Origin of the sequence: Falsirhodobacter sp. 20TX0035 (genome assembly GCF_028307215.1) — a bacterium.
Lineage (GTDB): Bacteria > Pseudomonadota > Alphaproteobacteria > Rhodobacterales > Rhodobacteraceae > Falsirhodobacter.
Genome location: NZ_JAQMHV010000009.1, coordinates 44,094 through 70,291, shown reverse-complemented (window position 1 = coordinate 70,291; position 26,198 = coordinate 44,094). Strand labels below are relative to the sequence as shown.

Annotated in this window: 27 protein-coding genes; 13 read left to right on the top strand and 14 right to left on the bottom strand. The window is 63.2% G+C overall.

Annotated elements, in window-relative coordinates:
• The first annotated feature begins 10 nt into the window (after positions 1–10).
• The 8 genes from PIJ50_RS11180 to PIJ50_RS11145 are packed head-to-tail and all read left to right on the top strand — an operon-like array spanning position 11 to position 6,996.
• Entirely contained in the window at positions 11–565 is a 555-nt protein-coding gene (locus tag PIJ50_RS11180) for a TRAP transporter small permease subunit (RefSeq protein ID WP_271975289.1), read from the top strand.
• 3 nt (positions 566–568) lie between these two features.
• Positions 569–1,870, top strand: coding sequence for a TRAP transporter large permease (locus tag PIJ50_RS11175; protein WP_271975286.1), 1,302 nt, complete (start codon positions 569–571; stop codon positions 1,868–1,870).
• The gene (locus tag PIJ50_RS11170; protein ID WP_271975284.1) at positions 1,870–2,520 is read left to right on the top strand and encodes a GntR family transcriptional regulator; all 651 of its coding nucleotides are present in this window, start codon (positions 1,870–1,872) and stop codon (positions 2,518–2,520) included. Before PIJ50_RS11175 ends, PIJ50_RS11170 begins: the two co-directional genes overlap by 1 nt.
• A complete protein-coding gene (locus PIJ50_RS11165) occupies positions 2,517–3,143 on the top strand; it encodes a GntR family transcriptional regulator (RefSeq protein ID WP_271975282.1) in 627 nt (208 codons plus the stop codon). Before PIJ50_RS11170 ends, PIJ50_RS11165 begins: the two co-directional genes overlap by 4 nt.
• 25 nt (positions 3,144–3,168) lie before the next feature.
• Positions 3,169–4,113: an NAD(P)-dependent oxidoreductase gene (locus tag PIJ50_RS11160; RefSeq protein WP_271975280.1), complete on the top strand. Its 945-nt coding sequence runs from the start codon at positions 3,169–3,171 to the stop codon at positions 4,111–4,113.
• Positions 4,110–5,330: a hydantoinase/carbamoylase family amidase gene (locus PIJ50_RS11155; protein ID WP_271975278.1), complete on the top strand. Its 1,221-nt coding sequence runs from the start codon at positions 4,110–4,112 to the stop codon at positions 5,328–5,330. The genes PIJ50_RS11160 and PIJ50_RS11155 overlap by 4 nt, the downstream gene beginning before the upstream one ends.
• Positions 5,327–6,049 carry a 5-oxoprolinase subunit PxpB gene (pxpB, locus tag PIJ50_RS11150; protein WP_271975276.1) on the top strand — a complete coding sequence of 241 codons (723 nt, stop codon included), beginning with the start codon at positions 5,327–5,329 and terminating at the stop codon, positions 6,047–6,049. Before PIJ50_RS11155 ends, pxpB begins: the two co-directional genes overlap by 4 nt.
• Entirely contained in the window at positions 6,049–6,996 is a 948-nt protein-coding gene (locus PIJ50_RS11145) for a 5-oxoprolinase subunit C family protein (protein WP_271975274.1), read from the top strand. Before pxpB ends, PIJ50_RS11145 begins: the two co-directional genes overlap by 1 nt.
• Before the next feature lie 382 nt (positions 6,997–7,378).
• Here the strand turns inward: PIJ50_RS11145 and PIJ50_RS11140 are convergent, their stop codons facing one another.
• The 7 genes from PIJ50_RS11140 to PIJ50_RS11110 are packed head-to-tail and all read right to left on the bottom strand — an operon-like array spanning position 7,379 to position 15,892.
• The gene (locus tag PIJ50_RS11140) at positions 7,379–8,575 is read right to left on the bottom strand and encodes a M24 family metallopeptidase (protein ID WP_271975272.1); all 1,197 of its coding nucleotides are present in this window, start codon (positions 8,573–8,575) and stop codon (positions 7,379–7,381) included.
• On the bottom strand, positions 8,572–9,774 hold the full coding sequence (locus PIJ50_RS11135) for a M20 family metallopeptidase (RefSeq protein WP_271975270.1): 1,203 nt from the start codon (positions 9,772–9,774) through the stop codon (positions 8,572–8,574). Before PIJ50_RS11135 ends, PIJ50_RS11140 begins: the two co-directional genes overlap by 4 nt.
• Positions 9,771–11,390 carry a dipeptide ABC transporter ATP-binding protein gene (locus tag PIJ50_RS11130; RefSeq protein ID WP_271975269.1) on the bottom strand — a complete coding sequence of 540 codons (1,620 nt, stop codon included), beginning with the start codon at positions 11,388–11,390 and terminating at the stop codon, positions 9,771–9,773. The genes PIJ50_RS11135 and PIJ50_RS11130 overlap by 4 nt, the downstream gene beginning before the upstream one ends.
• Positions 11,390–12,208, bottom strand: a complete 819-nt coding sequence (locus tag PIJ50_RS11125) for an ABC transporter permease (RefSeq protein WP_271975267.1) — start codon at positions 12,206–12,208, stop codon at positions 11,390–11,392. The genes PIJ50_RS11130 and PIJ50_RS11125 overlap by 1 nt, the downstream gene beginning before the upstream one ends.
• Positions 12,201–13,151, bottom strand: a complete 951-nt coding sequence (locus tag PIJ50_RS11120) for an ABC transporter permease (protein WP_271975265.1) — start codon at positions 13,149–13,151, stop codon at positions 12,201–12,203. The genes PIJ50_RS11125 and PIJ50_RS11120 overlap by 8 nt, the downstream gene beginning before the upstream one ends.
• A gap of 4 nt (positions 13,152–13,155) precedes the next feature.
• Positions 13,156–14,694: an ABC transporter substrate-binding protein gene (locus PIJ50_RS11115; RefSeq protein ID WP_271975263.1), complete on the bottom strand. Its 1,539-nt coding sequence runs from the start codon at positions 14,692–14,694 to the stop codon at positions 13,156–13,158.
• A gap of 19 nt (positions 14,695–14,713) precedes the next feature.
• Positions 14,714–15,892, bottom strand: coding sequence for a M24 family metallopeptidase (locus PIJ50_RS11110; RefSeq protein WP_271975262.1), 1,179 nt, complete (start codon positions 15,890–15,892; stop codon positions 14,714–14,716).
• A gap of 116 nt (positions 15,893–16,008) precedes the next feature.
• Here PIJ50_RS11110 and PIJ50_RS11105 point away from each other — a divergent pair, with 116 nt between their 5' ends.
• The 4 genes from PIJ50_RS11105 to PIJ50_RS11090 all read left to right on the top strand — a co-directional run bounded on the left by PIJ50_RS11105 (position 16,009) and on the right by PIJ50_RS11090 (position 19,219).
• The gene (locus PIJ50_RS11105; RefSeq protein WP_271975261.1) at positions 16,009–16,668 is read left to right on the top strand and encodes a GntR family transcriptional regulator; all 660 of its coding nucleotides are present in this window, start codon (positions 16,009–16,011) and stop codon (positions 16,666–16,668) included.
• A gap of 15 nt (positions 16,669–16,683) precedes the next feature.
• Entirely contained in the window at positions 16,684–17,382 is a 699-nt protein-coding gene (locus PIJ50_RS11100) for a type 1 glutamine amidotransferase (protein WP_271975259.1), read from the top strand.
• Positions 17,379–18,521 (top strand): M24 family metallopeptidase, encoded by a 1,143-nt coding sequence (locus PIJ50_RS11095; RefSeq protein ID WP_271975257.1) that lies wholly within the window; start codon positions 17,379–17,381, stop codon positions 18,519–18,521. The genes PIJ50_RS11100 and PIJ50_RS11095 overlap by 4 nt, the downstream gene beginning before the upstream one ends.
• A 131-nt stretch (positions 18,522–18,652) precedes the next feature.
• Positions 18,653–19,219, top strand: a complete 567-nt coding sequence (locus PIJ50_RS11090) for a recombinase family protein (protein ID WP_271975255.1) — start codon at positions 18,653–18,655, stop codon at positions 19,217–19,219.
• 112 nt (positions 19,220–19,331) lie between these two features.
• On the opposite strand, the gene PIJ50_RS11085 is transcribed toward PIJ50_RS11090, so the two are convergent.
• The 4 genes from PIJ50_RS11085 to PIJ50_RS11070 form a co-directional block, all read right to left on the bottom strand.
• The gene (locus PIJ50_RS11085) at positions 19,332–20,234 is read right to left on the bottom strand and encodes a ComEC/Rec2 family competence protein (RefSeq protein WP_271975253.1); all 903 of its coding nucleotides are present in this window, start codon (positions 20,232–20,234) and stop codon (positions 19,332–19,334) included.
• A complete protein-coding gene (locus PIJ50_RS11080) occupies positions 20,221–20,991 on the bottom strand; it encodes a hypothetical protein (protein ID WP_271975252.1) in 771 nt (256 codons plus the stop codon). The genes PIJ50_RS11085 and PIJ50_RS11080 overlap by 14 nt, the downstream gene beginning before the upstream one ends.
• Positions 20,992–21,076: 85 nt before the next feature.
• Positions 21,077–21,817 carry a PaeR7I family type II restriction endonuclease gene (locus tag PIJ50_RS11075; RefSeq protein ID WP_271975251.1) on the bottom strand — a complete coding sequence of 247 codons (741 nt, stop codon included), beginning with the start codon at positions 21,815–21,817 and terminating at the stop codon, positions 21,077–21,079.
• On the bottom strand, positions 21,807–23,528 hold the full coding sequence (locus PIJ50_RS11070; protein WP_271975250.1) for an Eco57I restriction-modification methylase domain-containing protein: 1,722 nt from the start codon (positions 23,526–23,528) through the stop codon (positions 21,807–21,809). The genes PIJ50_RS11075 and PIJ50_RS11070 overlap by 11 nt, the downstream gene beginning before the upstream one ends.
• 243 nt (positions 23,529–23,771) lie before the next feature.
• Here PIJ50_RS11070 and PIJ50_RS11065 point away from each other — a divergent pair, with 243 nt between their 5' ends.
• Complete coding sequence (locus PIJ50_RS11065; protein WP_271975248.1) at positions 23,772–24,608, top strand: hypothetical protein; 837 nt, start codon at positions 23,772–23,774, stop codon at positions 24,606–24,608.
• 144 nt (positions 24,609–24,752) lie between these two features.
• On the opposite strand, the gene PIJ50_RS11060 is transcribed toward PIJ50_RS11065, so the two are convergent.
• From PIJ50_RS11060 to PIJ50_RS11050, 3 genes are all read right to left on the bottom strand, one after another.
• On the bottom strand, positions 24,753–25,166 hold the full coding sequence (locus tag PIJ50_RS11060) for a VOC family protein (protein ID WP_271975246.1): 414 nt from the start codon (positions 25,164–25,166) through the stop codon (positions 24,753–24,755).
• Between the two features lie 72 nt (positions 25,167–25,238).
• The gene (locus PIJ50_RS11055; RefSeq protein ID WP_271975244.1) at positions 25,239–25,907 is read right to left on the bottom strand and encodes a LysR substrate-binding domain-containing protein; all 669 of its coding nucleotides are present in this window, start codon (positions 25,905–25,907) and stop codon (positions 25,239–25,241) included.
• Positions 25,904–26,197: a LysR family transcriptional regulator gene (locus tag PIJ50_RS11050; RefSeq protein ID WP_271975243.1), complete on the bottom strand. Its 294-nt coding sequence runs from the start codon at positions 26,195–26,197 to the stop codon at positions 25,904–25,906. Before PIJ50_RS11050 ends, PIJ50_RS11055 begins: the two co-directional genes overlap by 4 nt.
• Between the last annotated feature and the right edge of the window lies 1 nt (position 26,198).

The following is a 26,198-nucleotide window of genomic DNA, read 5'->3' as shown; positions in this document are numbered from 1 at the left end:
GAGACTGCCGATGCACGACCTCACCCTCGACCGGATCCCTGCGGGCGGAGTGCCTTTCGCACGCATCCTGCGCCCCATCGATCGGATCACCGACACGGGCAACGTCCTGTCCGCCCTGTGTCTCCTGGGCATCTTCCTTCTTGTGGCGGCCGAGATTCTGGCCCGCAACCTTCTGGGCTACTCCATCTCGTTCTCGTGGGACGTGGCGGCCTATCTCATGGGCGGCTGCTTCATGTTCGCGGCAGCCAGCGCACTGAAAGAAGGGGCGCATGTGCGGGTCACGGGGCTTGTGGATGCCGTCCGGCCGCGCACCGCGCGGATGCTGGACCTTGTCGCGACCCTTGTCGGCCTGGCAACGGCGGCGGCCCTTGCCTGGGCACTGTGCGAGATGGCGTGGCTTTCCTTCGAGCGCGGATCGACGTCCGCTGCGGCGGTACGGATACCGCTGGTCTGGCCGCAGGCGGCGCTGGCCGCAGGGGCAATCCTGCTGTGCCTTCAGATCCTTGCGCAGCTGTTGCGGGTGATCGGGGGCGGAGTGCTCGCCCGCGGCGAAGGGCTGGAGTGAATCATGAGTGCTGTCTCCCTTTCCCTTCTAGGTCTGATGACGCTGCTTCTGGGCGCGGGCGTCTGGATCGGCCTTGGCCTCGTCGGCACCGGCGTCGGGCTTCTGGCTATGTTCCGGCCGTCGATGCCGTTCGAGAAGCTTTTGGCGCAGCAGACGTTTAACACGCTCGTCTCTCCGGAACTTCTGGCGCTGCCGCTGTTCATCCTGATGGCGGAACTGCTGTTCCGCACGAAGATCTCCGAGGCGTTGTTCTCGGGTCTCGCGCCGTGGCTGCGGCGGGTGCCGGGACGTCTGGGGCACCTGACGGTGGTGGGCTGCACGCTCTTTGCCTCGGTCTGCGGATCCTCGGCGGCGACCACGGCCACCGTGGGACGTATCACCGCGAAGGAGCTTCTGGACCGCGGCTATGACCGGGCGCTGGTGACGGGGTCGCTGGCAGGGGCAGGCACCCTAGGCTTCCTGATCCCGCCTTCCACCGTCATGATCATCTATGGCGTCATGGCCGAGGAATCGGTCCTGCAGCTGTTCATCGCGGGGATCGTTCCGGGCCTTCTGATCGCGGGGGCCTATTCGGGCTACATCGCTATCCGCGCGCTTCTGAACCCATCCCTGGTGGGGGAGGCGCCGCCCCGCACAACGTTCGTGCAGAAGCTGGTCGCGCTGAAGGATCTGGGCCCGCTGCTGGCGCTGATCCTTGTGGTCATCGGCTCCATGTACGGGGGGATCGCCTCCCCGACCGAGGCTGCGGCGGTGGGCGTGGCGGGCGCCGTCGCCATCGGCTTCTGGCAGCGCACGCTGAACCTGAGGGGGCTGCTGGCCGCGGCGCGTTCGGCGGCGAACAACTGCGCGATGATCGGCCTCATCATGCTGGGGGCGATGTTCCTGTCGACTGCCATCGGTTATCTGGGGCTGCCGCGCTACATCGCGGCGACCATCGACGGCTGGGGGCTTTCGCCGTTGATGCTGATCCTGGTGCTTCTGGTCTTCTACATCCTGCTGGGCACCGTCATGGAAGGTCTGGGCATCATCGTGATGACATTGCCGATCACCCTGCCGCTGGTGGAGGCGGCGGGATATTCCAAGGTCTGGTTCGGCATCTTCCTGGTCATCGTGATCGAGATGGCGCAGATCTCCCCTCCCGTAGGCTTCAACCTCAACGTCATCCAGCGGCTGACGGGCGACAGCCTTGGCGCGATCACCCGCGCTACGGTGCCGTTCTTCCTGATCCTTGCCGGTTTCGTTGCCCTGATCGCCGTCTTCCCCGGCATCATCGACATCCTGCCGGCGCTTATGGCAGGCGGCTGATGAAGATGACCCAAGGCCCCGGCCTCGCGGCGCAGGCGCGCCGGCAGATTGTCGCCAGGATCTTCGACGGACGGCTGGCGTCCGGCGCGCTGTTGCAGGAGGCCAGTCTGGGGCAGGAACTGGGTATGTCCCGCACCCCCGTGCGCGAGGCGATCAAGCGGATCGAAAGCGAAGGGCTGGCCGTCCGGGATGGTCGTTTCACCCGGGTGCGCAAGCCGAGCGCCGCCGAAGTGGAGGAAATCTTCTTCCTCCGCCTTCAACTGGAACCTCGCGCCACGCGGGCAGCGGTGGCCTTGCCGGAGTACAAGCTGTCCGCCATGGAGGCACGGGTCGAGGCGCTGGTCGCCGGCCGCTCGACCGAGGATCTGTGGACGGTGGATGACGATTTCCACGACATGATGCTGATCGCCGCGAACAGCGTCGCGATGCGAGAGGTGGTGCAGGGCCTGCGTCGCAGGACAAGCGTGTTCGATGCCGGTCAGGTGCCCGAACGCTACATGCGCGGCTGCGAGGAGCATCTTGCGATCGTTGTGGCGTTGCGGACCGGCGACGGGGAGGGGGCGGCCGCCTCCATGGCGGTCCACCTTGCCCATGCGCGGGACGCGATCCTGCAGCGCCTGTCCGATCCCTCCGTCGGGAGTGAGACGTGACGGACCGCGAGACGCTGGCGCAGCGTGCCTATGACAACATCAAACAGGACATCCTGAACGGTGGCATTCCCGGAGGGACCATCCTCAGCGAGCGTGTCCTTGCGGAACGAACGCACATCTCGCGGACGCCCCTGCGGGCGGCGCTTTCCCGGCTGGAGCGGGAGGGCGTCGTGGGACGGCTGTCAAACGGCGCGCTGACCGTGCGTCCCGTGTCGGCCGAGCAGTTTCTTGACGTCCTTGCCTTGCGCCGGGTGCTGGAAGGGGCCGCTGCCGCCCGCGCCGTGATGACCGACGCACTGGAGGCCTCGGCCAAGGAAATGCAACGTTGCGCCTCAGGCGAGGCCATGGATTTCGATACCTTCTGGGCCATGGATGACCGCTTCCACACCGCCGTCGTGCGGGCGGCCGGGTTGTCGCTGCTGCCAGCGATCCTGGACGAACAACGCGCCGTCGCGCGGCGCAGCACCATCGTCCGCCGGCTGGACGTGTTCACCGACCAGGGGCACGAGCATCTGGCGGTCATCGACGCCATCCGCCGCGGCGACCCCGCCGGGGCTGCCGCCGCCGCCCATCATCATTTCGACTGCATGCGCGCCCGCTTTCTGCATAACCTTCAACGATAATCTTCCAGCAACGAATGTTCCGCCCATGAAATGCTTGATCGTTCAACCTATCCACGCCGACGGGCTGGCTCTGCTGCGTGCCCACGGAATCGAGCCGGTGGTCAGTCCCGCTTCTGACATGAACACGGTTGCGCAACTGGCGGGCCCATGCGACGCGGTGATTACCCGCAATGCCGGCTTTTCAGCGGCAGCCATTGCCGCGGCGCCAAGCCTGAAGGTGATCTCGGTGCACGGGACTGGCCATAACGCGGTGGACAAGACGGCTGCCAGCGCACGCGGTATCCCGGTCTGCAATGTTCCGGGGGCGAATGCCCGCTCGGTGGCGGAACTGGCGCTTGGGCTGGCGCTGGCGGTGGCGCGCGGGATCGCAGCCGGCGATGCGGCGGAACGGTCGGGCCGTTCCGGCTTCCGAGAGAGCGCCACCTTCACTGAGCTTCAGGGCCGCACGGCGCTGATCGTCGGCTGGGGCGCCATCGGGCGGGAGCTTGGGCGGATGCTGGACGTGGCCTTCGGGATGCGCGTTCTTGTGCATTCGCCCCACGCCACCGATGTGGGCAGATACGTCCGGGTGGGTCTGGAGGAGGGTCTGGCCGAGGCGGATCTCGTCTCTCTCCACACACCGATGCGGCCGGAATCACGCCACATGATGAACGCGGCCCGCTTTGCCCACATGAAGCCCGGGGCGATCCTTGTGAACACCGCGCGCGAGGGGCTGGTGGACGAGGCTGCGCTGGCGGCGGCGCTGACCACGGGTCAGCTGGCAGGCGCAGGACTGGACGTCTACGAGCATGACGCGCCGACGGGCCCACTGGGTGATCTGCCGGTGGTCTTCACCCCGCATCTGGGCGCCACGACCGAGGCCGCACTAATCCGGGTGGCCGAACGCGCCGCCACCCATGTGATCGAGGCGCTGTCGGGACGGCGCCCGGCCACCACTGTCAATGCCGACCTTCTGGACGCGATGGCATGACCGTGATCCGCAGCACCATCGACCGGGTTCTGAAACGGATCAACGCCATCGGGCGGGACGGGGACGGCTGGACCCGCCCTTCCTATTCCGACCTTGAAACGGAGGCCCATGCGGTGGTGGCGGACGAGGCGAACGCCCTTGGCCTTTCCGTCACACGGGATGCGGCCGGCAATCTGTTCGCCCGCCTGCCGGGCCGCGACCGGACGGCGCCCGCGGTCCATGTCGGCTCCCACCTCGATACGGTGGCACAGGGCGGGGCGTATGACGGGCAGGCCGGGGTTGCCGGGGCGCTGGCGCTGGTGGCGTCGCTGGTCGAATCCAGACAGACGCCGCCGGTCGACATCGTGGTGACGGTCACGCGGGCGGAAGAAAGCGTCTGGTTTCCCGCCTCTTACATAGGGTCGCGCGGGGCACTGGGGCGGTTGACGCGGGCGGATCTGGAGGTGCGTCGCGCCGATACCGGCCGCACGCTGGCCGACCACATGCGGGACCAAGGTCTGGACCCGGAAGCGGCCCTTCAGGTCCCTCCGCCGAACCGCGCCAGCTTCGTGGAGATCCATATCGAGCAGGGGCCGGTCCTGCACGAGGCCGGAGAAAGCCATGCCATCGTGACGGGGGTGCGCGGGGGGCTGCGCTACCGGACGGCACAGGTGCACGGAGTCTGGGCCCATTCAGGCGGCGCGCCGCGTGATTTGCGGGCCGATGCGGTGTTCGCACTGGCCGATCTGATCTACGCGATGGACGCCAACTGGGCAGACGTCCTAGCGGCCGGGGACGATCTGGCCGTGACCTTCGGCATCATCGACGCGTCCGGTCCGCTGCACGCGATGGCCAAGGTGCCGGGGCAGGCGGGGTTCTGCCTTGATCTTCGATCGAGCAGCGAGACGGTGCTGGAGGCGGCGGACCGGCGTCTGCAAACCCACATCGCCCGGATCGAGGCGGCGCGTCCCGGCATCCGTTTCGAGCTTGGACCGCAAAGCCGATCGAAACCGATGGAGCTGTCGACCACATGGAGCGACCGGCTGACAACGGCGGTCCCGCTGCGCCGGATGCTGTCGGGGGGCGGGCACGATGCCGCCGCCTTCGCCGCTGCCGGATGGGACAGCACGATGATCTTCGTGCGCAACTGGAACGGCAGCCACTGTCCCGAGGAAGGGATGGATCCGGCCGACCTTGCGGCGGCCGTCGAAACCCTGCGCCGGACCCTTCTGGCATGACAAGCGCGCCGATCCTCCTTCCCGCCGGGGACCAGGCGCTGGTGGTGCAGCTGTCCGAAGACATCGATGCCGCGGTCAACGCCCGTGTCATCGCCCTTGCCGATGCGCTGGACCGTGCGGGCATCGCAGGCATCACGGACCGGGTGCCGACCTATCGTTCCCTCCTCGTGCGGTACGATCCGACGGTCATTCGTGGGCGGCGGCTGGAGGAGCGGTTGCTTCGCCTTCTGGAGGAACTGGACGTGGAAAATGCGCCCGCGCGCCTTTGGCGGGTTCCAGTGCTTTACGGCGGGCCCGCCGGCCTTGATCTGGAGGATCTGGCACGGGAAAAGAAGATGTCGCCGGAAGAACTGGTCGCGCTGCATTGCGGGACGGAGTATCGCGTCTTCATGATCGGGTTTGCGCCGGGTTTTGCCTATCTTGGCGGCCTGAACCCGCGCCTGCACACCCCGCGCCTCGCCATCCCGCGCCAGATGATTCCAGCCGGTGCGGTGGGAATGGGCGGCCAGCAAGCCAGCATCAACTCCGTCGCAGGTCCGTCGGGCTGGCGCTTCATCGGGGGCACGCCCGTGCGCCTGTTCGATCCCGCGCGCGATCCGGCGATCCTGCTCGCCGCCGGTGACCGTATCATGTTCGAGCCGGTGGACCGCGGCACGTTCACGCGGCTTGCAGCCTTGGCCGCCGCCGGCCGCCCCGTCATTGGTCCGGAGGTGGCGTGATGCTGGAAGTTCTTCGGGCAGGGCCGATGCTGACGGTCCAGGATCGCGGGCGCTTCGGATGGCGCCATGCGGGGGTATCGGCGGCAGGCCCTATGGACGGACCGGCCTTCGCCATGGCAAACGCGCTGGTGGGCAACACGGCCGAGGCGGCGGCCTTGGAATTCGCGCATCTGGGCGGGATCTTCCGCGCCCATGCCCCCTGCCGCATCGCCGTCACCGGCGGAACGGCCGAAGTGGTCATCGAAGGGGAGCCGCGTCCTGCATGGGAGGCGCATCGCGTCATGGCTGGCCAGACCATCCGCATCGGCGCCATGGCGGACGCGGTCTGGGGCTATCTTGCTGTGTCGGGCGGGATCGAGACGCCGATCCTGATGGGCTCGCGGGCGGCGCATCTGCGTTCCGGCCTTGGCCGCGTGGTGGAGGCGGGGGCCCGGCTGCCGCTTGGGGCCTTTGATCCACGGGGCCCGGCACTTGCTTGCCGCCGCCCCCACGCGGAAACTCTGGCGCCACGGGATATTCGCGTGGTCCTCGGCCCGCAGCAGGATGCCTTTTCGGCGGAGGTTCTGGAGCGTTTCGCCTCGGCTCGCTTCACGGTCACGACGCGGCGCGACCGGATGGCGATGATCCTCGACGGCCCGCAGATCCCGGCGCAGCGTGGGCATGACATCGTCTCCGACGGCACGGTGGCAGGCTCGATCCAGATACCTGGATCCGGTTGTCCGATCGTTCTGATGGCGGAAGCGCAAACCACCGGCGGGTATCCAAAGATAGCGACCGTCATCGGGGCTGATCTGCCCCGGCTGGCCCAGATGCCGAGCGGAGCGGCATTCCGCTTCCGCCCCGTCCCCCGCGACACGGCCGAAGACATCTGGATCGCCCAGCACTCCGCCGAACGCCGTGCCCGTTTGCGACTGAGCGTCACCATCGCCAGGCGCTGGCGTGCTTGAAAGGCACGCCCACGCCTCGCGACCAAGGACCCGCAGCACCAGGCCAGCCACTTGAACAATGGTCGCCCTGGACCGTGAAGCGGCCTTTGAAGTCCGCAACATCCCAGATCTTGGTCAGATCGCTGGGCCGGTTGAAAACGAAGATCGTTTGCCGCTCACCCGGCGCACCTGCAAATCGAACAAGAGGAAAGAGGTCAAGTGGCACGCTTGGCACCGTAGCTGGCGTCGAAAGAAACCGACGTCGATCCGGATGTTCGTGGACCGCCCCTCTTGGCATCACCGTTGGCGGGACGGGCAGCGGAAGCGATCATCAACTCTCACAAGGCAGGAACGACTGTTCTGTGCAATCAGGTCCGAACCTGTTGCGTGTTACCCTGTCCGGTCATAGCGTCCAGAGCTTCAAAGGCAGGGCGCTGAAGGTTTCTACGCCTCGCTCACCGATGGCGAAGGTCTGTCCCACGCCCGCGACAAGACCGGTGGTGGCGTCGGGAATCATGATGTGCACAAAGAAGACCATACCCGGCTCCAGCACCAGCGGGTTGCCGGAATAGATCATCGGCGGTGCATCCATCCAGGTCGGCTTGAACGTGCAGCCAAGGGAATACCCGCAGGCGGCGTAGCGGGCATGGGCGAAGCCTGCATCGTCCAGCACGCGGCGGTGGATGTCGTCCAGCTTGCCAAGACGCTCACCCGGAACGGCGGCCTCCTTGATCCGCTCCAGCGCCTCGATCGCGACGCCCATCTGGCTGACCTGCCGCGGATCGGGGGTGCCGACGGCCATCGTGTGCTCGATCACGACGTGGTAGCGGCAGGCGGAACCTGCGAGCTCGACCAGCACCTGGTCCTGCGCTTCGATCCGACGGGGGCCGCCAATGCCGCGTCCAAAGAGCGCGCGAGGCCCGGAGTTCACGAGCGGCCCGCCCGAGGGCATGTCCGCGCCCCCCGCCAGCATCGCCGTCACGGCGGCACCCGACAGGGCGGTGTCGAACACGCCGGGCTTCGTGGCGTCGATCGCGGCGATCACGGCGGCGTCGGCCAGTTGCCCTGCGGCACGGGTCAGTTCTAGTTCGGCAGGCGATTTCACGAGGCGCTGGCGGCGCACCAGGTCGGAGGTGTCCTCGATCCCGATGCCGTTCAGCGCGGCTTCGACCATCCGTCCGTTGGCGGCGGTCAGGCCATAGGTCGCGAACTCAATCCCGACACGCTTCAGGCCGATCTCATCGAGGATCGCGCGCAGGTCCAGCGCAGGGTTCGCGCCTTCCGCATTCAGCCAGATGCGCACGTCATCATACAGCGATGCCACCTCGGCCTGCCGCTTGTCGGGGGTGCGGGTCAGCAGCACGGTCGGGCGATCGTCGGCGGTGACGATGCCGACCTGGAAAAACACGTAGCCCGCCGTGTCGAACCCGGTCAGGTAGTAGTGGCTTTCCTGTGCGAAGACGAGAAGCGCGTCGAGGCCGCGCGCCGCCAGTTCGCGGCGGGTGGCGGCTAGGCGGGCGCGGTGCTCGGCCTCGGGGAAGCGCAGGGTGACGGCGCGGCCCGATGCGGTGCCAGGGTATTCGCGGGCGAGGTCGATCATTCCGCCACCCCGCAGATGTCGCAGGCGGTGGCGGCATAGATGCGGATCATGTCGAGATAATCCACGATGTCGACTCTCTCGTCGGGCATGGTGTTGTAGCGGCCGCCGGGACCGCAGACGATGCCCTCCATTCCCGCGGCTTCGTACAAGTGTCCGGCATCGGTGCCGAAGAAACCGGGGGGCGTGATCGCGCCTGTGGGCTGCGCCTCGCCCCGCACCGACAGGTAAGCGGCGTTGATCGCGGTGACGATGCGGCTGTCGCGCGGTACCTCGAAGGCGGGCATGGTGGGACGCCCTTCGGCTTTTTCGGTGCGGACGCTGGCCTGAAGGCCCGGCCATCGCCGCTCCAACCCGTCCAGCACGCGGCGCAGGTCGGCCAGCGCGTTGTCCTCGGTCTGGCCCGGACCATAGCGGCCAGAGCCTTTCAGGCGCACGAAATCGGCCACCTGCGGCGGACGCCATTCGTGCAGGTCGCGGCCCAGGGCCCCGTGCACCACGCCGACATGCACGCGGTTGATCGACCGATGCTCCTCACTTGGTGCGTCCGAGAAGGTGAGGGCAGTCAGTTCCGGGATCACGTCGCAGGCGGCAAGGATGGCGTCAACGGCCGCCTCGCGCTTGGACAGGTGGCGGGTGATGCCCTGAAGCTCCATCACGAAGGTGAAGGCGGCGGCGTGCATCGTCACGGCCTGCAGGTCGGTGGGTTCGGAATTTATGAAAAAGTCCGCGCGCAGGCCGGCGTCCACGATGGCCTTGGTGCCGATCCCGCCCTGCAATTCGCCGATCACGAAGGTCAGGATCACGTCCCCCTTCAGGCGGACGCCGTGGCGGATCAGTTCGCGGACGGCGCACAGGTAGGCGGCATCCCCCGCCTTCATGTTCGACACCCCGATGCCATAGATGAAGGCGTCGTCGATGACGCCGCCCCACGGGTTCACCGTCCAGCCCTCGGTCGCGGGGTTGGTGTCGAGGTGGCCGTTGAACATCAGCGACGGCCCGCCACCGGTGCCGCGCCAGACGCCGATGGCGTTCACGCGGTCGCCTTCCACCGGCATCAGATAGGCCTCCAGCCCCATCGCTTCCATGATCCCGACCATGTGGGCGGCAAGGACGCGTTCGCCCTCGGTCTGGGAATAGCTTTTGTTGCGGACCATGTCGGCCAGGGTGGCAAGGCAGGTGTCGCGGTCGATCTCGATCATGGGGCAGGGCTTTCGAGGACAGGAACCGCGTCCAGCAGGGCGCGGGTGTAGGGATGGCGGCCGGGGCCGTCGGCGTCGGCCACGTCGAATAGGTCCACGAGCCGGCCGCGCTGCATCACGGCGATGCGGTGAGCCAGTTGGCGGATCAGGTTCAGGTCGTGAGTGATGAACAGGCAGGCCGCGCCCGACCGCGCCTGAAGGTCCACCAGCAGCCGCGCCACGGCGGCCTGCACCGACACGTCCAGCGCGGCCGTTACCTCGTCGCAGATCACGAGCTTTGGTTCGGCGGCAAAGGCGCGGGCGATGGCCACGCGCTGCTTTTGCCCGCCCGACAGCTGGTGGGGGTAGCGGGTGGCGAAGTCGGCGGGCAGCAGGACCATCTCCAGCAGTTCGCGCACACGCGCCTGCACTTGGTCGGCCGGAACGATGCCGTACAGCTTCAGGGGTCGCGACAGGATCGTGCCGATGGTCTGGCGCGGATTCAGGCTGCTGTCGGGGTGCTGAAACACAATCTGCACGTCACGGCGATAGGCGTGGTCCAGCGCGTCGCGGCTGGTGAACGCTCGTCCGTCGAAATGGATCGTGCCCGTGAACGCGTTGAGTCCCGAGGCGACTTTGGCGATCGTGGACTTGCCGGATCCGCTTTCGCCCACGATGCCCAGAAGTTCTCCCGGACGGACATCGAGCGTCACGCTTTCAGCGCCGGTATGGCCGATGGCCTGGGGGTTTAGCATCCGTGTTAGCCAACCCGGATCGCCGTATCGGACGGTCACACCTTCCAATTGAATCAGGGATGTCGTTGTCGTTGGACCGGGGACGGCTATCCGCTCCAAAGGTTTCGGAACGGCAGCCATCAGGCCGCGAGTGTAATCGTGGGCGGGTGCGCGGAACACTTGATCCACGGTACCCTGTTCCACGATACGGCCACGATGGATCACCGAGACCGTATGGGCGATCCGCGACACGAGACCAAGGTCGTGTGAGATGTATAGTGCGGCGACCCCCGTCTCATTCCGCAGTGTCACGAACAGATCAAGGATCTGGTTCGCGGTCAGGATGTCGAGCGCAGTGGTAGGTTCGTCGAATATGATGAGTTCCGGATCGCAGGCAAAGGCGGTGGCGATGCCCACGCGCTGCTTTTCCCCGCCCGAGGCCTCGTGCGGGAAGCGGAGCATCATCTCGGCCGGTTTCGCGATGCCGGTGCGGGCCAGCCCGGCCTTGCCTTCGGCCCAGGCCGCCTTCCGGTTCAGGCCACGGTGTCGCATCAACACCTCGACCAGTTGCTCTCCCATTCGCATGGTGGGATTGAGAGAGGTGGACGGGTCCTGAAACACCATCGCGATGCGGTTGCCGCGCATCTTGCGGATTTGGGCGGCAGACTTGCCAATCATGTCTTCACCGGAGACGAGGATTGCACCACCCGTCTCCTCGGCGTTAGGCGCGAGGTAACGCATGATGGACCAAGCCAGTGTCGATTTGCCCGAACCGCTTTCGCCGACCAGCGCGTGGGTTTCCCCCTTGGCGATGGACAGCGACACCTCACGCAAAGCCTGCACGCGGCCCTCGTCGGTAAGGTAGTCCATCGAATACTTGTGGACCTCGAGTATGGGGCGCATTAGCGGCTCCTTTTCGGGTCGAAGGCGTCGCGAAGGGCGTCGCCGAATAGATTGAAACCCATGGCCGTGATGGCGATGACCGCGCCGGGGGCGATGACGCACCAAGGGTTGCGGAACATGAACTGACGGGCCTCTGCCACCATCAGACCCCATTCTGTGCTGGGTGGTTGCGCCCCGAGGCCAAGAAAGCCGAGTGTCGCGCCGATCATGATGGCGAAGCTGACGCGAATGGTGCTTTCGACGATGATCGGGCCGAGGGCGTTCGGCAGCACCTCGCGCCCCACGATCCACGCGCGGGATTCACCGCGTGCGGTGGCCGCGAGCACGTATTCGCGCGTGCGGACGGACAGGACGGACGACCGCGCGATCCGCGCCATGCCAGGCGCGAAGGTGACAGCCACAGCCAGCATTGCTTGCGTGGATCCGCCACCAAGGAAGGTGACGATCAGCAGCGTGAACAGCAGCTCCGGCATGGCCAGCATCCCGTCGAGGATGCGCATGATGATCCCGTCGGTGCGGCCCCCCGCAACGCCCGCGATCACGCCGATCACCGACCCCACGCCGACGCCAAGCGCGGTGGCGAAGACGCCGAACAGGATCGTGGTCGGCGCGCCGTTCAGGATGCGGGACATGAGGTCGCGCCCGTATTGGTCCGTGCCCAGAAGGTGCGTCAGGCTCGGCCCCTGAAGGCGGGCGGTGACGTCGAACGCCTGCGGATCGTACGGCGCGATCCACGGGCCGAGCAGGGCGGCAACGGTCACGATGGCCAGCAGGATCGACCCGATCAGCCCGGTGGGGGAGCGGAGGATCCTACGCATACCGGACCCTCGGGTCGAGAAGGGCGATCACGAGGTCGGCGATCAGGTTCGAGACGGCATAGACGACCGCCAGCAGAAGCGTCACCGCCTGTATGACCGGCAGGTCGCGGTTCTGCAGCGCATAGATCAGCGTGCGGCCAAGGCCCGGCCAGGCGAAGATCTCCTCCACCACGATGATGCCGCCCAGAAGGTATCCGATGTCGAGCGAGATGACGGCGACGGCGGGCGCCAGCGAGTTCGGCAGTGCGTGGCGGCGCATGACGCGGCTTTCGGACAGGCCCTTCAGCCGCGCGGCGCGGATGAAATCCGACGACAGCACCTCGGACATCTCGGACCGGACCTGACGCGAGATGTGGGCCATCAGGATCAGCCCCAGCGTGGCGGCCGGCAGCACGACATGCTGGGCGAACCCTGCCAGATCATCCCATGGGGCGACGAAACCGCCTGCGGGGAAGAAGGGCCGTTCGGGGGCGGCGAACAGCACCAGAAGCAGCGTCGCCGTCACGAATTCCGGCATCGCGGTGCCGATATAGGAGAAGAAGCCGATCACGGCATCCACGGGCGTTCCGCGCTTCATCGCGGCGAAGGCGCCCATAGGGATCGCGACCACCGTCACCACGACCAGCGCGGTGACGGCAAGGGACGCGGAGTTCCAGAACGCCACGCCCACCACCTGCGACACCGGCTGCTGCAGGCGCAGCGAGGTGCCGAAATCGCCCTGCAGCACCCCCCACAGCCAGTGCAGGTATTGCACCGGCAGGGGCCGGTCCAGCCCTAGCTGCCGCTCCATCGCGGCAAGGTTGTCGGGCGACGCGTTCTCGCCCAGGATCATCAGCGCGGCGTTGCCGGGCAGGATCATGGTGATCGCGAACACCGCCAAGGTGACGATGAACAGCACGATCACGATCGCGCCGATGCGGCGGAGGAAGTAGGCGAGGCTCACGCGCTTACTTGTCCAGCCAGACGTTCTCGATGTGGAAGTAGCGGCTGATCGGCGCCACTTCCCACGCCTCGGTGGTAGCGCGGTTCGCGGTCAGCACATCCTCGAAGAAGGGCACGATATAGGGCGTGTCGCGCAGTTCCAGCGCCTGCGCCTCGGTGTAGATCTCGGCGCGCCGACCTTCGTCGGTGGTGGCGCGGCCTTCCGCGATCAGGGCGTCGAAGTCGGCGTTCTTCCATTCGGTGTCCTGATAGGACCCGTCGGAGGTCAGCAGCAGCTTGTAGGTCTGGTCGACCGTGGGCTGCATTCCCCAATAGCCGATGTAGAAGTCGCCCTTCATCCACTCCTCGGCCAGATAGGTGTCGTGGGGCATCGTCTCCAGCGTGATGCGGAAGCCTGCGGCGGCGGCGGTCTGCTGCAGCGCGATGGCCGTCTGCACGCGGATCGCCGGACGGTCCGATGCCACCAGCCTCACGTCCAGCCCGTCGGGATAGCCGGCTTCGGCCAGCAGTGTCTTCGCGGCCTCGGGGTCGTAGGCAATCTCGGGCTTCTCGGTGGCGAAGGGCAGTTCGGGGGCCACGATGCTGTCATAGGCCGGGCGGCCGAGGCCTTCGAGGATGATCTCCACCAGCAGCTGGCGATCGGTGGCGAGGGCAAGCGCCTTTCGGACGCGCACGTCGTTCCACGGGGCGGCGTCCTGCCGCATGACGACGCAGGCGTAACGGCCAGAGGCGACGCGCTTTGCCTCGATCCCCTGCGAGGCCGCGATGCGGGCGAAATCGGCCTGCTGCACCGTCAGCATCACGTCGGTGGTGCCCGACAGGAAGTTCGCGGTTTCCGCCGTCAGGTCGGGGAACAGCATCATCTCCACCGCGTCGAGATAGGGCTTGCCCGCGACGTAGTAACTCTCGTTCTTGGCCAGCCGCACCATCGAGGCGCTGTCATACACGTCCAGCTTGAACGGGCCGGTGCCGTTGGCCTTGGTGTCGAGATCGGTGATCGGTCCTTCCGCCGCAGCCTTGGAGATGATGCGCGCGTTGGCATGCGCCGTGGAGACCGGAAAATCCGCGAAGGGCGTCTTCAGCGTGAACTTGACGGTGTGGTCGTCCACCGCCTCCACCCGGTCGATCATGTTCACCGAGGAGCGGGCGGCGGCCGGAATGTCGGGGTTCAGGATCAGCGTGTAGGTCGCGACCACGTCGGCGGCGGTGAAGGGGCTGCCGTCGTGGAAGGTGACGCCTTGGCGCAGGTGGAACGTGAATTCGGTGGCGTCGGCCGAGGCGTCCCAGCTTTCCGCCAGATCGGGATGGGCCACGCTGTCGGCGCCGATGCGCGTGAGGCCCGAATAGATCATGTCGATCACCGGGTACTCGGCCGGACCCGACAGCGACAGCACGTTCAGCGTCGCAATCCGGGTGGAGTGGCTGATCCGCAGCGTGCCGCCCGCCTTGGGCGCGGCGCCTTGCGCGAAGCCGATGCGGGGCAGGGCGGTGGCGGCCATCATGCCCATCAGGACATGGCGGCGCTTCATGGTCAGAAAGGACATGGGGAGGCTCCTGTTGGGTTTATGTTATGACGGTCAGGTCGTCGGGCAGGTTGGTCAGCAGCTCCGGCGCGCCTTCGGTGACCAGAAGGGTGTGGCCGACGCCCACCGCATACCCCGTATCGCCGTCGCCGTTCATGACGTGATAAAAGAGCGTCATTCCTGGCGCGCACACCGTGGCGCAGCCGGAATAGATCATCGGCGGCACGTCCATCGAGGTGGGCGCGAAGCCGATCCCCACCGAATACCCCGTCGCGCCATAGCGCGAGGCGCGGTAGCCGCCCTCGTCGAGGCCGTCGGCATAGGCGTCGAAGATCTCTCCCAGCGTGGTGCCGGGGCGGGCGAGGTCGGTCATCCGCGCCAGCGTCTCGCGGCCCACATCGTACATGTGGCGCTGCCTGTCAGGCACTCGGCCGAAGAGGATCGTCCATTCCGTCTTCACGTTGTAATGGCGGAAGGGCACGGGATATTCGACAAGGATCTGGTCCTGCGCCTCCAGCCGTCTGGGCGTCGCCACGCCGCGGCCATAGACGGCGCGGGGACCCGAGTTGAACAGCGGCGCGTTCGGCGGCATGTCTGCCCCGTCGCCAAGGATGGAGGCGAGGTATTCGGCCTTCAACTCGCTGTCGAGAATGCCGGGACGGGCGAAGGCGATCACGCGGTCCAGCGCGCGGTCGCAGATGCGGCCCGCCTCGCGCATCAGCCCGATCTCTCCGGCCGATTTCACAACGCGCAGGCGCCGGATCAGGTGGCCGTCATCCTCCAGCCGGCACCAGTCGCCGAAGGTCTGCTGGCAGCGCCACAGGTTCCAGCCGGTCAGGCCGTGGGTGTTCAACTCGATCGCGACGCGGGCCGATTTCAGGCCCAATTCGGAAAGGATCAACTGCAGGTCGGCGGCTGGATTGGCGTCGTCGGCGTCCCACCAGATGCGGATATCCTCGATCGTGGAGGTCTGGCGCGCCTGCAAGAGGTCCGGGCGGCGGGTCAGCAGGACGATGGGCCGGTCGTCGGCCGTGACCACCGCGCACTGGAAGAACACGAAGCCGCCGCTGTCATAGCCCGTCAGCCAGAACAGGCTTTCCTGCGAGAAGACGAGCATGGCGTCCACTCCGCGACCGCGCAGGGCGGCGCGCAGGCGGGCCTGCCGCGCCATATGCTCGGCGTGGGGAAAGGGAAGCATGGAGGCGGCGGGTGGCAGCACGTGGAGGACCTGTCGTCGGAGTGTTGCACGACGCTAGACATCTGGTATACCGGGCGTCAACCACGGGCATACGAGTTGCATTTTATTTCCGCAGCTTGAAAACTTCAGGGTGCAGAATGTTGAACGTGCCGGACAAGCGGCTGGCTCTCCAGGCCTACGAGCAGATCCTCGACGAGGTTCTGGGCGCGCGCATCCAACCCGGCGAATTGCTGAACGAGCGTCGGCTGGCCGAAGTCCTGAACATGTCGCGCACACCGGTCCGTGACGCGCTCTTGATGCTGGAGGCGGAGGGCCTGCTGCTGCGGCAGGGCCGCATCGGACTTCAGGTCAAGCAGATGCGGATCGAGGATTACATGGACGCGCTGCAGGTCCGCCTGCTGCTGGAGCCGGAGGTGGCGCGCCTCGCCGCCGGCCGCCTTGCGCCCGACGTCATCACCGCGATCACGGACCAGCTGAACGACATCTTGGCGCAGGCGGGGGGCGGGGCCTCGCTTGTGGATCGCGGCCTTGTGCGCGACGCGGACGAGGCGCTGCACGGCGCGCTGGCCGAGGCGGCGGGCAACCCGCAAATGGCGCAGATCATCCGTAACCTGCGCCGCCAGACGCTGATGTTCGACCTGAGATCCGTGCCCGAACGTGTCGATGACACCTGCCACGAGCACTTGGCCATCGTCGCCGCGGTCCGCGACGGCGACGGCGACCGCGCCGCCCGCGAGATGGCCGCCCATCTGGGCCGCGTGCGCGACAGCATCATCCAGCGCCTGTCCCGGCGCTGAACCAAGGAGATCATCATGGGCAAGCGCCTTCTGTATCTGGGAAATGGCCGCAAGCTGCAATCGGTCGCGCAGCTCGACGACCGGTTCGAAGACTGGGGCTTGGACGTGGACCGCTTCTGGGCGTTCGGCGGCGACTTTCCCGACAGCCTCGACGGGTATGATGGCATCTTCCTGTCGGGCAGCCCGCACGGATCCTACGAGGACATCCCCTTCATCCACCGCGAGCACGAGCTGATCCGCGACGCGGCGGCGCGTGACATCCCGATGCTGGGCATCTGCTTTGGCAGCCAGATCCTCGCCTCGGCTCTGTGCGGGCGCGACCAGGTGTTCCGCCGCCCGTATTGCGAGATCGGCTACAAGGACCTGCCGGTGACGGCGGCGGCCAAGGGCGATCCGGTGATGGGGGACTGGGAGGGCGCCGTGCGCATGTTCGTCTGGCACAACGACGAAGTGCGCCACGACCACCCCGACATGGTCGTCATCGCCTCCTCGGACGATTGCCCGAACCAGGTCTGGCGCCACCGCACCGCGCGCGCCTGGGGCATCCAAGGGCACCCCGAGGTGACGTCCGAACAGGGGCCGGCCTGGTTTTCGGACAACCGCGAGCGGATGACTAAGGACGGCGGCGATATCGACGCGCTGATCGCCGAAAGCCACCCCGCGCTGGAGGCCAAGACCGCCCTGACCAATTTCGCGAAGCTGGTGATGGCATGACCCCGATGATCTACGAGCCGTGGTTTGCGCGTGCCGAATACGAGGCGCGCCTTTCCCGCGTGCAGGCGGAACTGCGCGCGCAGGGCCTTGACGCGATGCTGGCCTTCCTGCCCGAGACGGTGACCTGGGTGACGGGCTACTTCACCCGCGCCTATGGCACCTTCCAGTTCGCGATCATCCCAGCCGAGGGTGCGCCCACGCTCTTTGCGCGCGACGTGGAGGAGTATTACCTCGACGCGACCTGCGTCTTTCCCGACCGCGTGCTGTGGACCGACAGCGACGACCGGGTGCAGGTTGCGGTGGATGCCATCACCTCGCGCGTGGGGCGTGCCGCCGCGATCGGGGTGGAGATGGGCGCATGGGTGCTGAACGCCGCCCGGTGGGAGGCGATCCGTGCGGCCCTTCCGGGGGTGCGCCTTGTGGATTGCACGGACATGGTCGGCACGATGAAGCTGATCAAGTCCCCGGCCGAAATCGCATGGCAGCGGAAGGCCGCCCGTGCCGCCGAGGCCGGAATGCAGGCCGCCATCGACACGGCACTGCCCGGTGCCACCGAGCGCGAGATGGCCGCCGAGATCTGCGCCGCGATGATCCGCGCGGGCTCGGACCTGCCGGGGCCGGGGGTCATGTCCTCGGGCGAGCGGGCCTATCACCTCCATGGCGGCTACTCGGACCGGGTGCTGGCCCGGGGCGACATCGTGCAGATCGAGACGACGCCGAACGTCCGCCACTACCACGCGCGCTTCATGCGCCCGATCCGCGTGGCCGAGGCCTCCGACGCCGACCACCGGCTGGCCGAGGCGCTGATCGACATCCAGGACCGCGCGCTTGCCGCCGTGGCGCCGGGGGTTCCGGCGACGGTGCCCGACGCGATCTATCGCGAAGGGGTGCTGTCGGCAGGCCTACGCGAAACGTACACCAACAAGACCTTCTACTCCGTCGGCCTGATGCTGCAACCAAATGGAGGAGAGCCGCTGGAAGCGCATCCCGGCTCCGAATGGTCGTTTCAGCCGGGCATGGTCTTACATACCTATGTGCTCGCCCAAGGGTTCGGCATGTCCGAGACCATCGTGGTCAGCAATACGGGGGTGGAGCGCCTGACGACGTTCCCGCGCCAACTTTTCGTCTCCGCAAGCTGACAGGCGTTCGCTTTCGTCAATCGAAATGGAACGGTTTTGAACAGGGGCAGGGAAGGGTGCTCAAAACGGGTCTTGTGCAGGGGTTGTGAGCAACTAACATCTGACCGACCCTTTTGAACGGTTTTTGCCCCATGTCCCGCACTTTCGCCTATGTCCGCGTCTCCACCATCCAGCAGACCATCGAGAACCAGGTGCAGGAACTGGAGACGGCTGGCTTCGTCATTCCCAAGCGTCGGATTGTTTCCGAAACGATCTCGGGCAGCGTGCCCGCGCAGCAGAGGCCAATGTTCGCCCGCCTGATCGATCGGCTGGAAGAGCTGGATGTGCTGGTGGTCACGAAGATGGACCGGCTCGGGCGCGATGCCATGGACGTGGCGCAGACCGTGAACCTGCTGGCTGGGATGCAGGTGCGCGTCCACTGTCTTGCCCTGGGCGGCAGCGACCTGACAAGTCCCGCCGGACAATTCACCATGACGATCCTGAACGCCGTCGCACAGTTTGAGCGGGAGTTGCTGATCGAGCGGACCCATGCCGGTATGGCTCGCGCCCGATCGCAAGGGAAAATCATTGGCCGCCCGTCTACGCTATCAGAGCTTCAGAAGCAGAGTATCCGGGCTGAACTTGAGGCAGGTGTGACCGTTTCGGATCTGGTGCGCCGGTATGGGTGCAGCCGCATGACGATAGCTCGCTGTAGATAAGCGCTTCATACAAGCCCGCCTGATCCTGGAAGAAGCAGCGCAAAACCTCACCATGCAGTTTCTGACCCACAGATGGGGCACGGCGCCGCTATTTGAAAGCATACGATTGAATTCAGAAATTCAGGGTTCCAATGTAGTAATCGGTATCTCTAACTCCAAACTCTTCATCTGGCTTATTTTCATCGTCAAGCCAGTCTCTCAGTCCATATGACTTATAAGAAGCATAACAATGCAGCTTTTTATTGTCTGGGATAAAGGTGATGTCACCAGCGCGTGTCTGGGTAATCTTGTTATATCCCGAGTAATAGTGAATGTGCCGGGAGGGAGCTTCGCCGATGACGATGACTTTCGGCTTAAGCTTATCGAGCCATTTATCAGGAAGCTTGCCGGACTTCCGACCGTGATGCGGAGCAAATACTACTGTAGTTTCTGGAAGATCGATATCTTCAAAAATATCTTCCATGAAATCTGTTTCTAAGTCACCGATCCACATGAAGCTTGCACTATCTTGGATGCTGTACCTAGCGACGAGTGAAATGTTGTTGAAGGCCACGCCATCAGCAGCTTCCTTTAGAGCATTCTTGAAATGCTCATTGGAAGTATCAGGCCAAAGGATGTTGATCCCGGAACTTTTCCTCTCATCACTCGCCTGGTTCATCCAACGTCGCTGGCAGTTCTTTGTGACATGGAAGGCTTTGTCGCCATCGCGAAGCTTGCAGTAGTGCTTGAATGAATCGCTTTCATCCGGCTTGGTGGCTTTGTTCTTGACGACGTAAAAGTTGGCGATGGGTAGCTTTTCGTCAAGATATTCTAAACCTTGAATATGATCCTCATCGGGGTGTGTGGAGATAAATCGCGTGATCCCCTTATCTTTGGATTCCTTCTTGAGTTCATCAACCAACCATTCTTTGTGATCTCCAAACAGCTGGCAATCAATGATCGTGAAGTTGTCAGAATTATGCTTGATGTAAAACATATCACCGTTTCCAACGGTGAATGACCTAATCATTGCCATCTTTATTTCCCTGTTTCGAATTATCTGTTTGCATCCTCATCAACGTGTCGCAGCTGAGGATAAGTTGCCTGCCGTAAGCTTTTGAAGCGTCCCGGACAGAATCTTTGTTAACAGCAAAAACCATGTATGCAGAATGAAGAAAAGCCGCGGCCATGGTGATAATCAGCTTCTCCACGATTTGTTCTTGGGCGGAGAAATAAGGAGGTTTTAAGTAAATTATTAATGAGCAAGTCAAGAATACGACTAGGTTGAAAAACAAGGAAATAGGCTTGAGGCCTAACAAGTTGCGGCGAAAACCGTATGTAACATTTTCTGCAAATAAAAGGGAGAAAAGGCTCGTATCACGAGTATTATCCCGAAGCCAGGTTCCCGCACTTCTATAAAAGTCATTAGCCTGCTGTCGATTATATTTTTCATCTTCAGCTGATGGGGCTTCTTGTTTTAGTTTTGAGGAAATGTATGCGCGAAACCTATCTTTTGATATCTCTGGAATATCAGTGTTGCCTCGAAGCCATTGATCAGGGGTCTCGCCGATTTCTAGTTTGGCTTGTACTATCTTTCCCCGCTGCCTAGCCATGTCTGAAAAAGCATAAAGCAGTATTGCCCCCATCGAGACTGCAATGGCTTGAGGTAGACCTAGCCGATCCCACGGTACTATAATAAAAATAAAGGCTAGCGCTGGTAAGCCTGCTATCAAAGCGGGGAAGGCTCTTGCTTTAAGGCTGTAGGTATCAAATTGCTTGAAGACCTCTAACATTCTTAGTTATCTCGCTGTCCTGTCTAGCCTATATAACATTTTCATACAGCGTGCGCTGATTATCTTTATGTTCGCTGACTGACGGTCAGCTGGTCCTTGCTGCTTCACCTGCGATATGGGCTGCGAAAGACGTGACGAAGGTCTTCAGGCTGGTCATTTCTGACATGTCACCATATTCGCCGGTAGTCGTAGCAGTACGCGGAGATGCCATGATGGCGGCCGATGTATAGAGCTGCTCTTGCATAAGGCGTTGGCAAAGCACGTCGTAGCGCTTGAGATAGGATGCACCCTGAAACTCCGGAAACACCGGGAAATTTGGCGAACTGTCGCGGACAGGGGAGCGTGAACCGGGCGCGTCCTCAACCATCATCAGCCAGCCAGCGAATGGACGCAGGTGCTTTCCAAACGCATCTTCGCGATATGCCGTCCAGAAGTCGTGAGCGGTACCAATGGCTTCTTCTGTGCGATTGTTGAAATTGTTGCCAAAGGACGGACCAACTTGACTCTTGAGTTCGATGGCTGCGACGAGCCTTCCCTCATTGATAACAAGCAAATCCCAGAGCTTCGTAGGACGAAAGTATCCAGGGAGAGTAAGCACAGCACGCTTCTGAAGGATGCGGGCATGGCCCAGACCGTTGTTGCGAACAAGGTCGATGACAAGCGCGATGAACCCATCCATGTTCTTGCCGCCCGTGACGCCAGCACGCTCACCCTGATCAACAGTGCCGGCCTCGATCTGCTTTTGCCGCGCTTTCTCGCGATTGCCCCAAAAGGCCATGACGGCCTCACGCGCCTGTATTTCGTAGTTCGCAAGATCAAGCGCCATTAGTAGTATCCACTCCCCCGAGTATTGCCCGCTCTTCGGCGGTCAAGCCATAGACATCGAACGCGGCTTCATTACTGGCGATGAGATCGCCAGAGATCGCACCGCGGATCAGCTTATCTTTGAGCGCTACGGGAATGGTATTCCAGTACGGAAGTCTGATGCGGCGCAGATACTGGGCTTGGAACCTCAGATAGCCACCTCGCATCTTTGTGGAATATGTCGCTACGAAGAGGCGAGCGATGCCCGATTTCAGGACTGCCTGCAAAGCATGTAGGTCCCAGTCGGTAGACGTGATGTAGTATAGATTGTGATGCGGGTAGAGGGTGCCACCCTCATAGACGATGTGAGCTTCGCCCTTGATGTCAGGAATAAGCAGCTTCGGCTCAGTCGCCAGTTCCGGATAAATGCGGTCGATCGTACGATACCAGCGGGTGGGAGCCTTCTGAGCGATGTGGCGCCGTTCGATTTGCTCACGTCGTGCTTCCAGATAACGCGCGAGCCTTGGGTATTGAGTGAGAGGCACGAGCTTACCATCATCTCCGAACGGATTGATGACGCCGTAGCCGCGCCAGTTCACCTGGCCAGACTGAATATCTCGTGTCATTGCGATGGGGATCTTGCGGTCTTCTTCGACATCAAGATCTTCGAACCGATCAATGAAGGCTCTGTCCGCGCCGGTAGCGACTCCGATGCCAACTTTGCAACCCGCGTCTTCGAGGGCTGGATATGTCTCTTCGAGACGCCTAAGCAAGGCGAGCTGATCGGATGAGTCCAGTATCCATGGTTCGCTTCCTGAGGCCACGCCGACGGCTTCGCGCACTTCTGAACCCGCGATGGGCTGCGACTGAGATCGGAGGCGGTCCGCAAGAGCCGTCAAGACCGTTTGCTCGATGACGGGTCGAGAGGCCATCCGCGTGACGTTGCCTTTCTCACGCGCGATCACTGTGATGGCAGGATAGGCGACGACTTCAGAGTGAAATGCAGGTGTGTCGACCATGTCCACGTAGGATTTCAAATGGAAATCTCGGGAGACGAGCGCCCGCAGCGGGCCGCCGTAGCGGTTCTTCATCCAACGGTCAGCACATATAAAACAGAGGTGCCCACCTTTGTTCAGCAATTTGAGCGATCGCTCTATGAACGGGATGTAGATATCAGCCCGATCGTAAATCGTCTTGTATCGGGAGCGGTACTCGACCATGAGCACGTCCGCGATCATCTCCTGCCGAATGTAAGGCGGATTGCCGATCACGAAGTCAAAGCCGGTATCAATCTCAGCTAGAAGGTAGTCGTTATGGATCAGCCATTCGTCGATGATAGTATTGATATCGGAATTGCGAAGCCCGGCAGAAGACAGGCAAGCGACGACGCGATCACGAGTAGACTGGAACGATGCGTGGTGCAGTTCCACACCACGTAAAGCTTGGGAAAGTTCGGCTATAGAACCGCTCCCAACCTTCCAGGCGTCGAGCAACCGCTCGATCATAGGGATCAGGAAGTCACCTTCTCCGAACGAAGGTTCGAGCGCTCGCCTCTGATGGAGCGGCTCGCTTGCGTGATAACCGATGAGATCGAGCATGAAGTCAACGACCTCGCGTCGTGTGAAGACTGCAGCCCTGTCCGCAGCACTCGCCGAAGCAAGCGTGCGCAGAGCGTCTGTCACTGGACAGAGCGCTGGAAAAGAAGGCTGGATGGCGAGGGTTTCGATGTTCATATGCTTATTTACCAAGGACACTGGCAGAAGGGAACAAAAGTAGGCTGGCTGTGCGCAAGAGGGCCGATCTTTGTGAAGTTCTGACGCTGCAGGACCTCCTAGGAGCGTTCTTCGTGGTGAGCCACACGGAGGGTTGACGTGCTGTGCCACCGATACTGGCAGGATCCCGGATCTCATTCGGTCGTTGTCTCGCCCCAGCTTGCCTTACAAAGTTTCGAGCGGCGAGGCAGAGCGGTAGTTGAGATGGAAGACGAAAAAACGATCGAAGCACGACGGGTGGCCCTTGCCAAAATTCGGGAAGGGCTCGAAATCGATCAAGTTACGAGGGAGCGGTTAGCGCAGCAAGTTCAGCAACTTCAGGTCAGCGCGAAAGCGATGATGGACCTTTTCGCTTCCGTGGCGCGTGCAATCCAACCCGTGCTGGGTCCGCTACCGGAATTCTTCAGCGCGCTGAACAGATACCGAGAAGCGAAAAAGCTCCTTGCACAATCTCAGATCATGCCAAGCCGCACTATTCCATGGCCTCTGTTCGACGAAGAAAGCCCCGAGAAATTCACTGAAAACGTCTTGGAACACTACCGCCAGAAGTGGGCAGAGGTCGAAATTGATCTCCTATCCAGCGTTCGCGAATTTGACGTCAGCGATGTCGCAAAGGATGCGTTCGCCGACGCGCTCGCTTGCCATCGCAACAAGCTTTACCGATCCGCCGTCCTCACGTTGTTTCCCGTTCTAGAGAGCGAGTATCGACAAGCGTTCAAGCGTGAACCCAAGGGACAAGCAAGCCTTAGAGATTTGAGAACTGCGATGATGAAGGTTCCGATCGGCGTTGCCTTCAAGGATCTAGCCTCCTACGACTTGATCCAGATCGTTCACAAGCATCTGTATGCCCAGGTAGTCAGCCCCGAGTCTATAGAGCTTTTCGAGAACAACCTGATCCCAAACAGAAACGCGGCAATACACGGGCTTGTGGATTACAACAACGAAATCAGCAGTCTCAATGCAATCTTTCTTGCCGAGTACGTCCTCTACCTCATCGCGCAAATTAAGCCATACCTCGTCGAACAGGAGCCCAACCTCTAGGTTGCTGACCGGGGCCGCCGGAGATGTCAGCCGTCGAGACGGCGTCCAATTGAGATAATCGGCCTTATGTGATGAATATGAAGCTGAACTGAAGGCAATCTTGACTTGATGAGTGGCGGCGGGGCTGAACCTCACCGCGATCATTCAACGAGCAAACAGACCGTCGAAGTCGGCAAAACCCTTTACTTCGATCGGATTGCCCGACGGATCGAAGAAAAACATGGTTCGCTGTTCGCCCGGCTCACCCTCGAAGCGGATGACGGGCGGAATATCGAAAGTGATACCCTTCTGCGCCAGCCTTTCCGACAGGGCCAGCCAGTCGTCCAGACGCAGCACGACGCCCATATGCGGCATCATCACCATGTGATCGCCGACCTTGCCGGTGCGCGTGGTCGTGAACGGCGTGCCCAGATGGAACGAAAGCTGATGGCCGAAGAAGTTGAAATCGACCCATGTGTCGGTCGACCGCCCTTCGGTACAACCCAGAACGTCGCCGTAAAACGCGCGCGTTTCGTCAAGATCCGTCACATGGATAGCGAGGTGGAACAGTGATTGCATCGATTTCCCTCCGTCGATTGCATTGGTGATAGGCGGGGCGCGGACGTCAGATACGGAAAGGAAAGCCCTTCGCTATCTGATGCGGGCGCGCGGTTTCGATTGGGCCGAACTTCCAGATGCGCCCTTTATCCTGAGGGTCCCCTGAACCTCGGAGACGAATTGCTTTAGTAGCTCGGAATGCGGCACACCCTTGCGGGTCAGCATGACGGCGCGCACCGTCTGTTCGGGGTGCCACGGGCGGACCACCATCCCCGGCATGGGAAAGACCCGCGCCGACCACGGATCCACGATCGCGCATCCCAGACCATGCGCGGCCAGAAGCGCCGCCGTCTGACACAGGCGCGATTCCACCCGCGGATGATACGGCACCCCCTGCTGGCTGAATCCATCGCGGATCATCCCGCCGAGTTGCGAGTCCTCCTCGATCCCCAGAATGGTCTTGTCCCGCATGTCTTCCGCCGTAATCACGTCATGCGCGGCCAGCGGATCATCTGCCGGAACCAGCGCCACCATCCGGGACTGCATCAACGGCTCCACGTTCACCTGTTCCAGACCGGCATTCAGGACAGCCAGCCCCAGATCGGCAGTGCCCCCCTGCACCGCTTCGATCACATGCGCCAGATTGCGCACGTCATAGCTGATGGAGATGTCGGGTCGGGCGGTCAGAAACCGGCTGAGCGCCAGCGGCACGACCGAGTTCCCCAATGGGTGCGTGGACAGGACGCGCAGACGCCCGATCATGCCCATCCGCATTTCCCGCGTGCGCTGCGCAACCCCGCGCATCGCCCGAACAGAGGGGAGATTTCCTTGTACAAGGTATGCGCGTCGTTCGTAGGGTCCAATCGCCGTGACCGCCGTTCGAAGAGCCGGAGGCCCAGATTGGCCTCAAGCTGTCGCAGGCCCGCCGACACGGCAGGCTGCGAGATGTGGAGGATCTTCGCCGCCTCGGTCGTCGTGGACGACCGCATCATGGCGGCAAAGATTTCGAGAAGACGCAGGGAAATTTCAGGATCCGGCCCCGCATCGCTCATC

Coding starts and splice junctions, on each gene's coding strand:
- PIJ50_RS11130 (WP_271975269.1), bottom strand. CDS start 11,390: ATGCGCCCCATACTCGAGGTCCACAAGTATTCGATGGACTACCTTACC.
- PIJ50_RS11125 (WP_271975267.1), bottom strand. CDS start 12,208: ATGCGTAGGATCCTCCGCTCCCCCACCGGGCTGATCGGGTCGATCCTG.
- PIJ50_RS11140 (WP_271975272.1), bottom strand. CDS start 8,575: ATGATCGACCTCGCCCGCGAATACCCTGGCACCGCATCGGGCCGCGCC.
- PIJ50_RS11055 (WP_271975244.1), bottom strand. CDS start 25,907: ATGATCGGGCGTCTGCGCGTCCTGTCCACGCACCCATTGGGGAACTCG.
- PIJ50_RS11095 (WP_271975257.1), top strand. CDS start 17,379: ATGACCCCGATGATCTACGAGCCGTGGTTTGCGCGTGCCGAATACGAG.
- PIJ50_RS11155 (WP_271975278.1), top strand. CDS start 4,110: ATGACCGTGATCCGCAGCACCATCGACCGGGTTCTGAAACGGATCAAC.
- PIJ50_RS11160 (WP_271975280.1), top strand. CDS start 3,169: ATGAAATGCTTGATCGTTCAACCTATCCACGCCGACGGGCTGGCTCTG.
- PIJ50_RS11065 (WP_271975248.1), top strand. CDS start 23,772: ATGGAAGACGAAAAAACGATCGAAGCACGACGGGTGGCCCTTGCCAAA.
- PIJ50_RS11085 (WP_271975253.1), bottom strand. CDS start 20,234: ATGGCAATGATTAGGTCATTCACCGTTGGAAACGGTGATATGTTTTAC.
- PIJ50_RS11145 (WP_271975274.1), top strand. CDS start 6,049: ATGCTGGAAGTTCTTCGGGCAGGGCCGATGCTGACGGTCCAGGATCGC.
- PIJ50_RS11135 (WP_271975270.1), bottom strand. CDS start 9,774: ATGATCGAGATCGACCGCGACACCTGCCTTGCCACCCTGGCCGACATG.
- PIJ50_RS11080 (WP_271975252.1), bottom strand. CDS start 20,991: ATGTTAGAGGTCTTCAAGCAATTTGATACCTACAGCCTTAAAGCAAGA.
- PIJ50_RS11105 (WP_271975261.1), top strand. CDS start 16,009: ATGTTGAACGTGCCGGACAAGCGGCTGGCTCTCCAGGCCTACGAGCAG.
- PIJ50_RS11075 (WP_271975251.1), bottom strand. CDS start 21,817: ATGGCGCTTGATCTTGCGAACTACGAAATACAGGCGCGTGAGGCCGTC.
- PIJ50_RS11060 (WP_271975246.1), bottom strand. CDS start 25,166: ATGCAATCACTGTTCCACCTCGCTATCCATGTGACGGATCTTGACGAA.
- PIJ50_RS11175 (WP_271975286.1), top strand. CDS start 569: ATGAGTGCTGTCTCCCTTTCCCTTCTAGGTCTGATGACGCTGCTTCTG.
- PIJ50_RS11180 (WP_271975289.1), top strand. CDS start 11: ATGCACGACCTCACCCTCGACCGGATCCCTGCGGGCGGAGTGCCTTTC.
- PIJ50_RS11090 (WP_271975255.1), top strand. CDS start 18,653: ATGTCCCGCACTTTCGCCTATGTCCGCGTCTCCACCATCCAGCAGACC.
- PIJ50_RS11115 (WP_271975263.1), bottom strand. CDS start 14,694: ATGTCCTTTCTGACCATGAAGCGCCGCCATGTCCTGATGGGCATGATG.
- PIJ50_RS11100 (WP_271975259.1), top strand. CDS start 16,684: ATGGGCAAGCGCCTTCTGTATCTGGGAAATGGCCGCAAGCTGCAATCG.
- PIJ50_RS11070 (WP_271975250.1), bottom strand. CDS start 23,528: ATGAACATCGAAACCCTCGCCATCCAGCCTTCTTTTCCAGCGCTCTGT.
- PIJ50_RS11050 (WP_271975243.1), bottom strand. CDS start 26,197: ATGAGCGATGCGGGGCCGGATCCTGAAATTTCCCTGCGTCTTCTCGAA.
- PIJ50_RS11170 (WP_271975284.1), top strand. CDS start 1,870: ATGAAGATGACCCAAGGCCCCGGCCTCGCGGCGCAGGCGCGCCGGCAG.
- pxpB (WP_271975276.1), top strand. CDS start 5,327: ATGACAAGCGCGCCGATCCTCCTTCCCGCCGGGGACCAGGCGCTGGTG.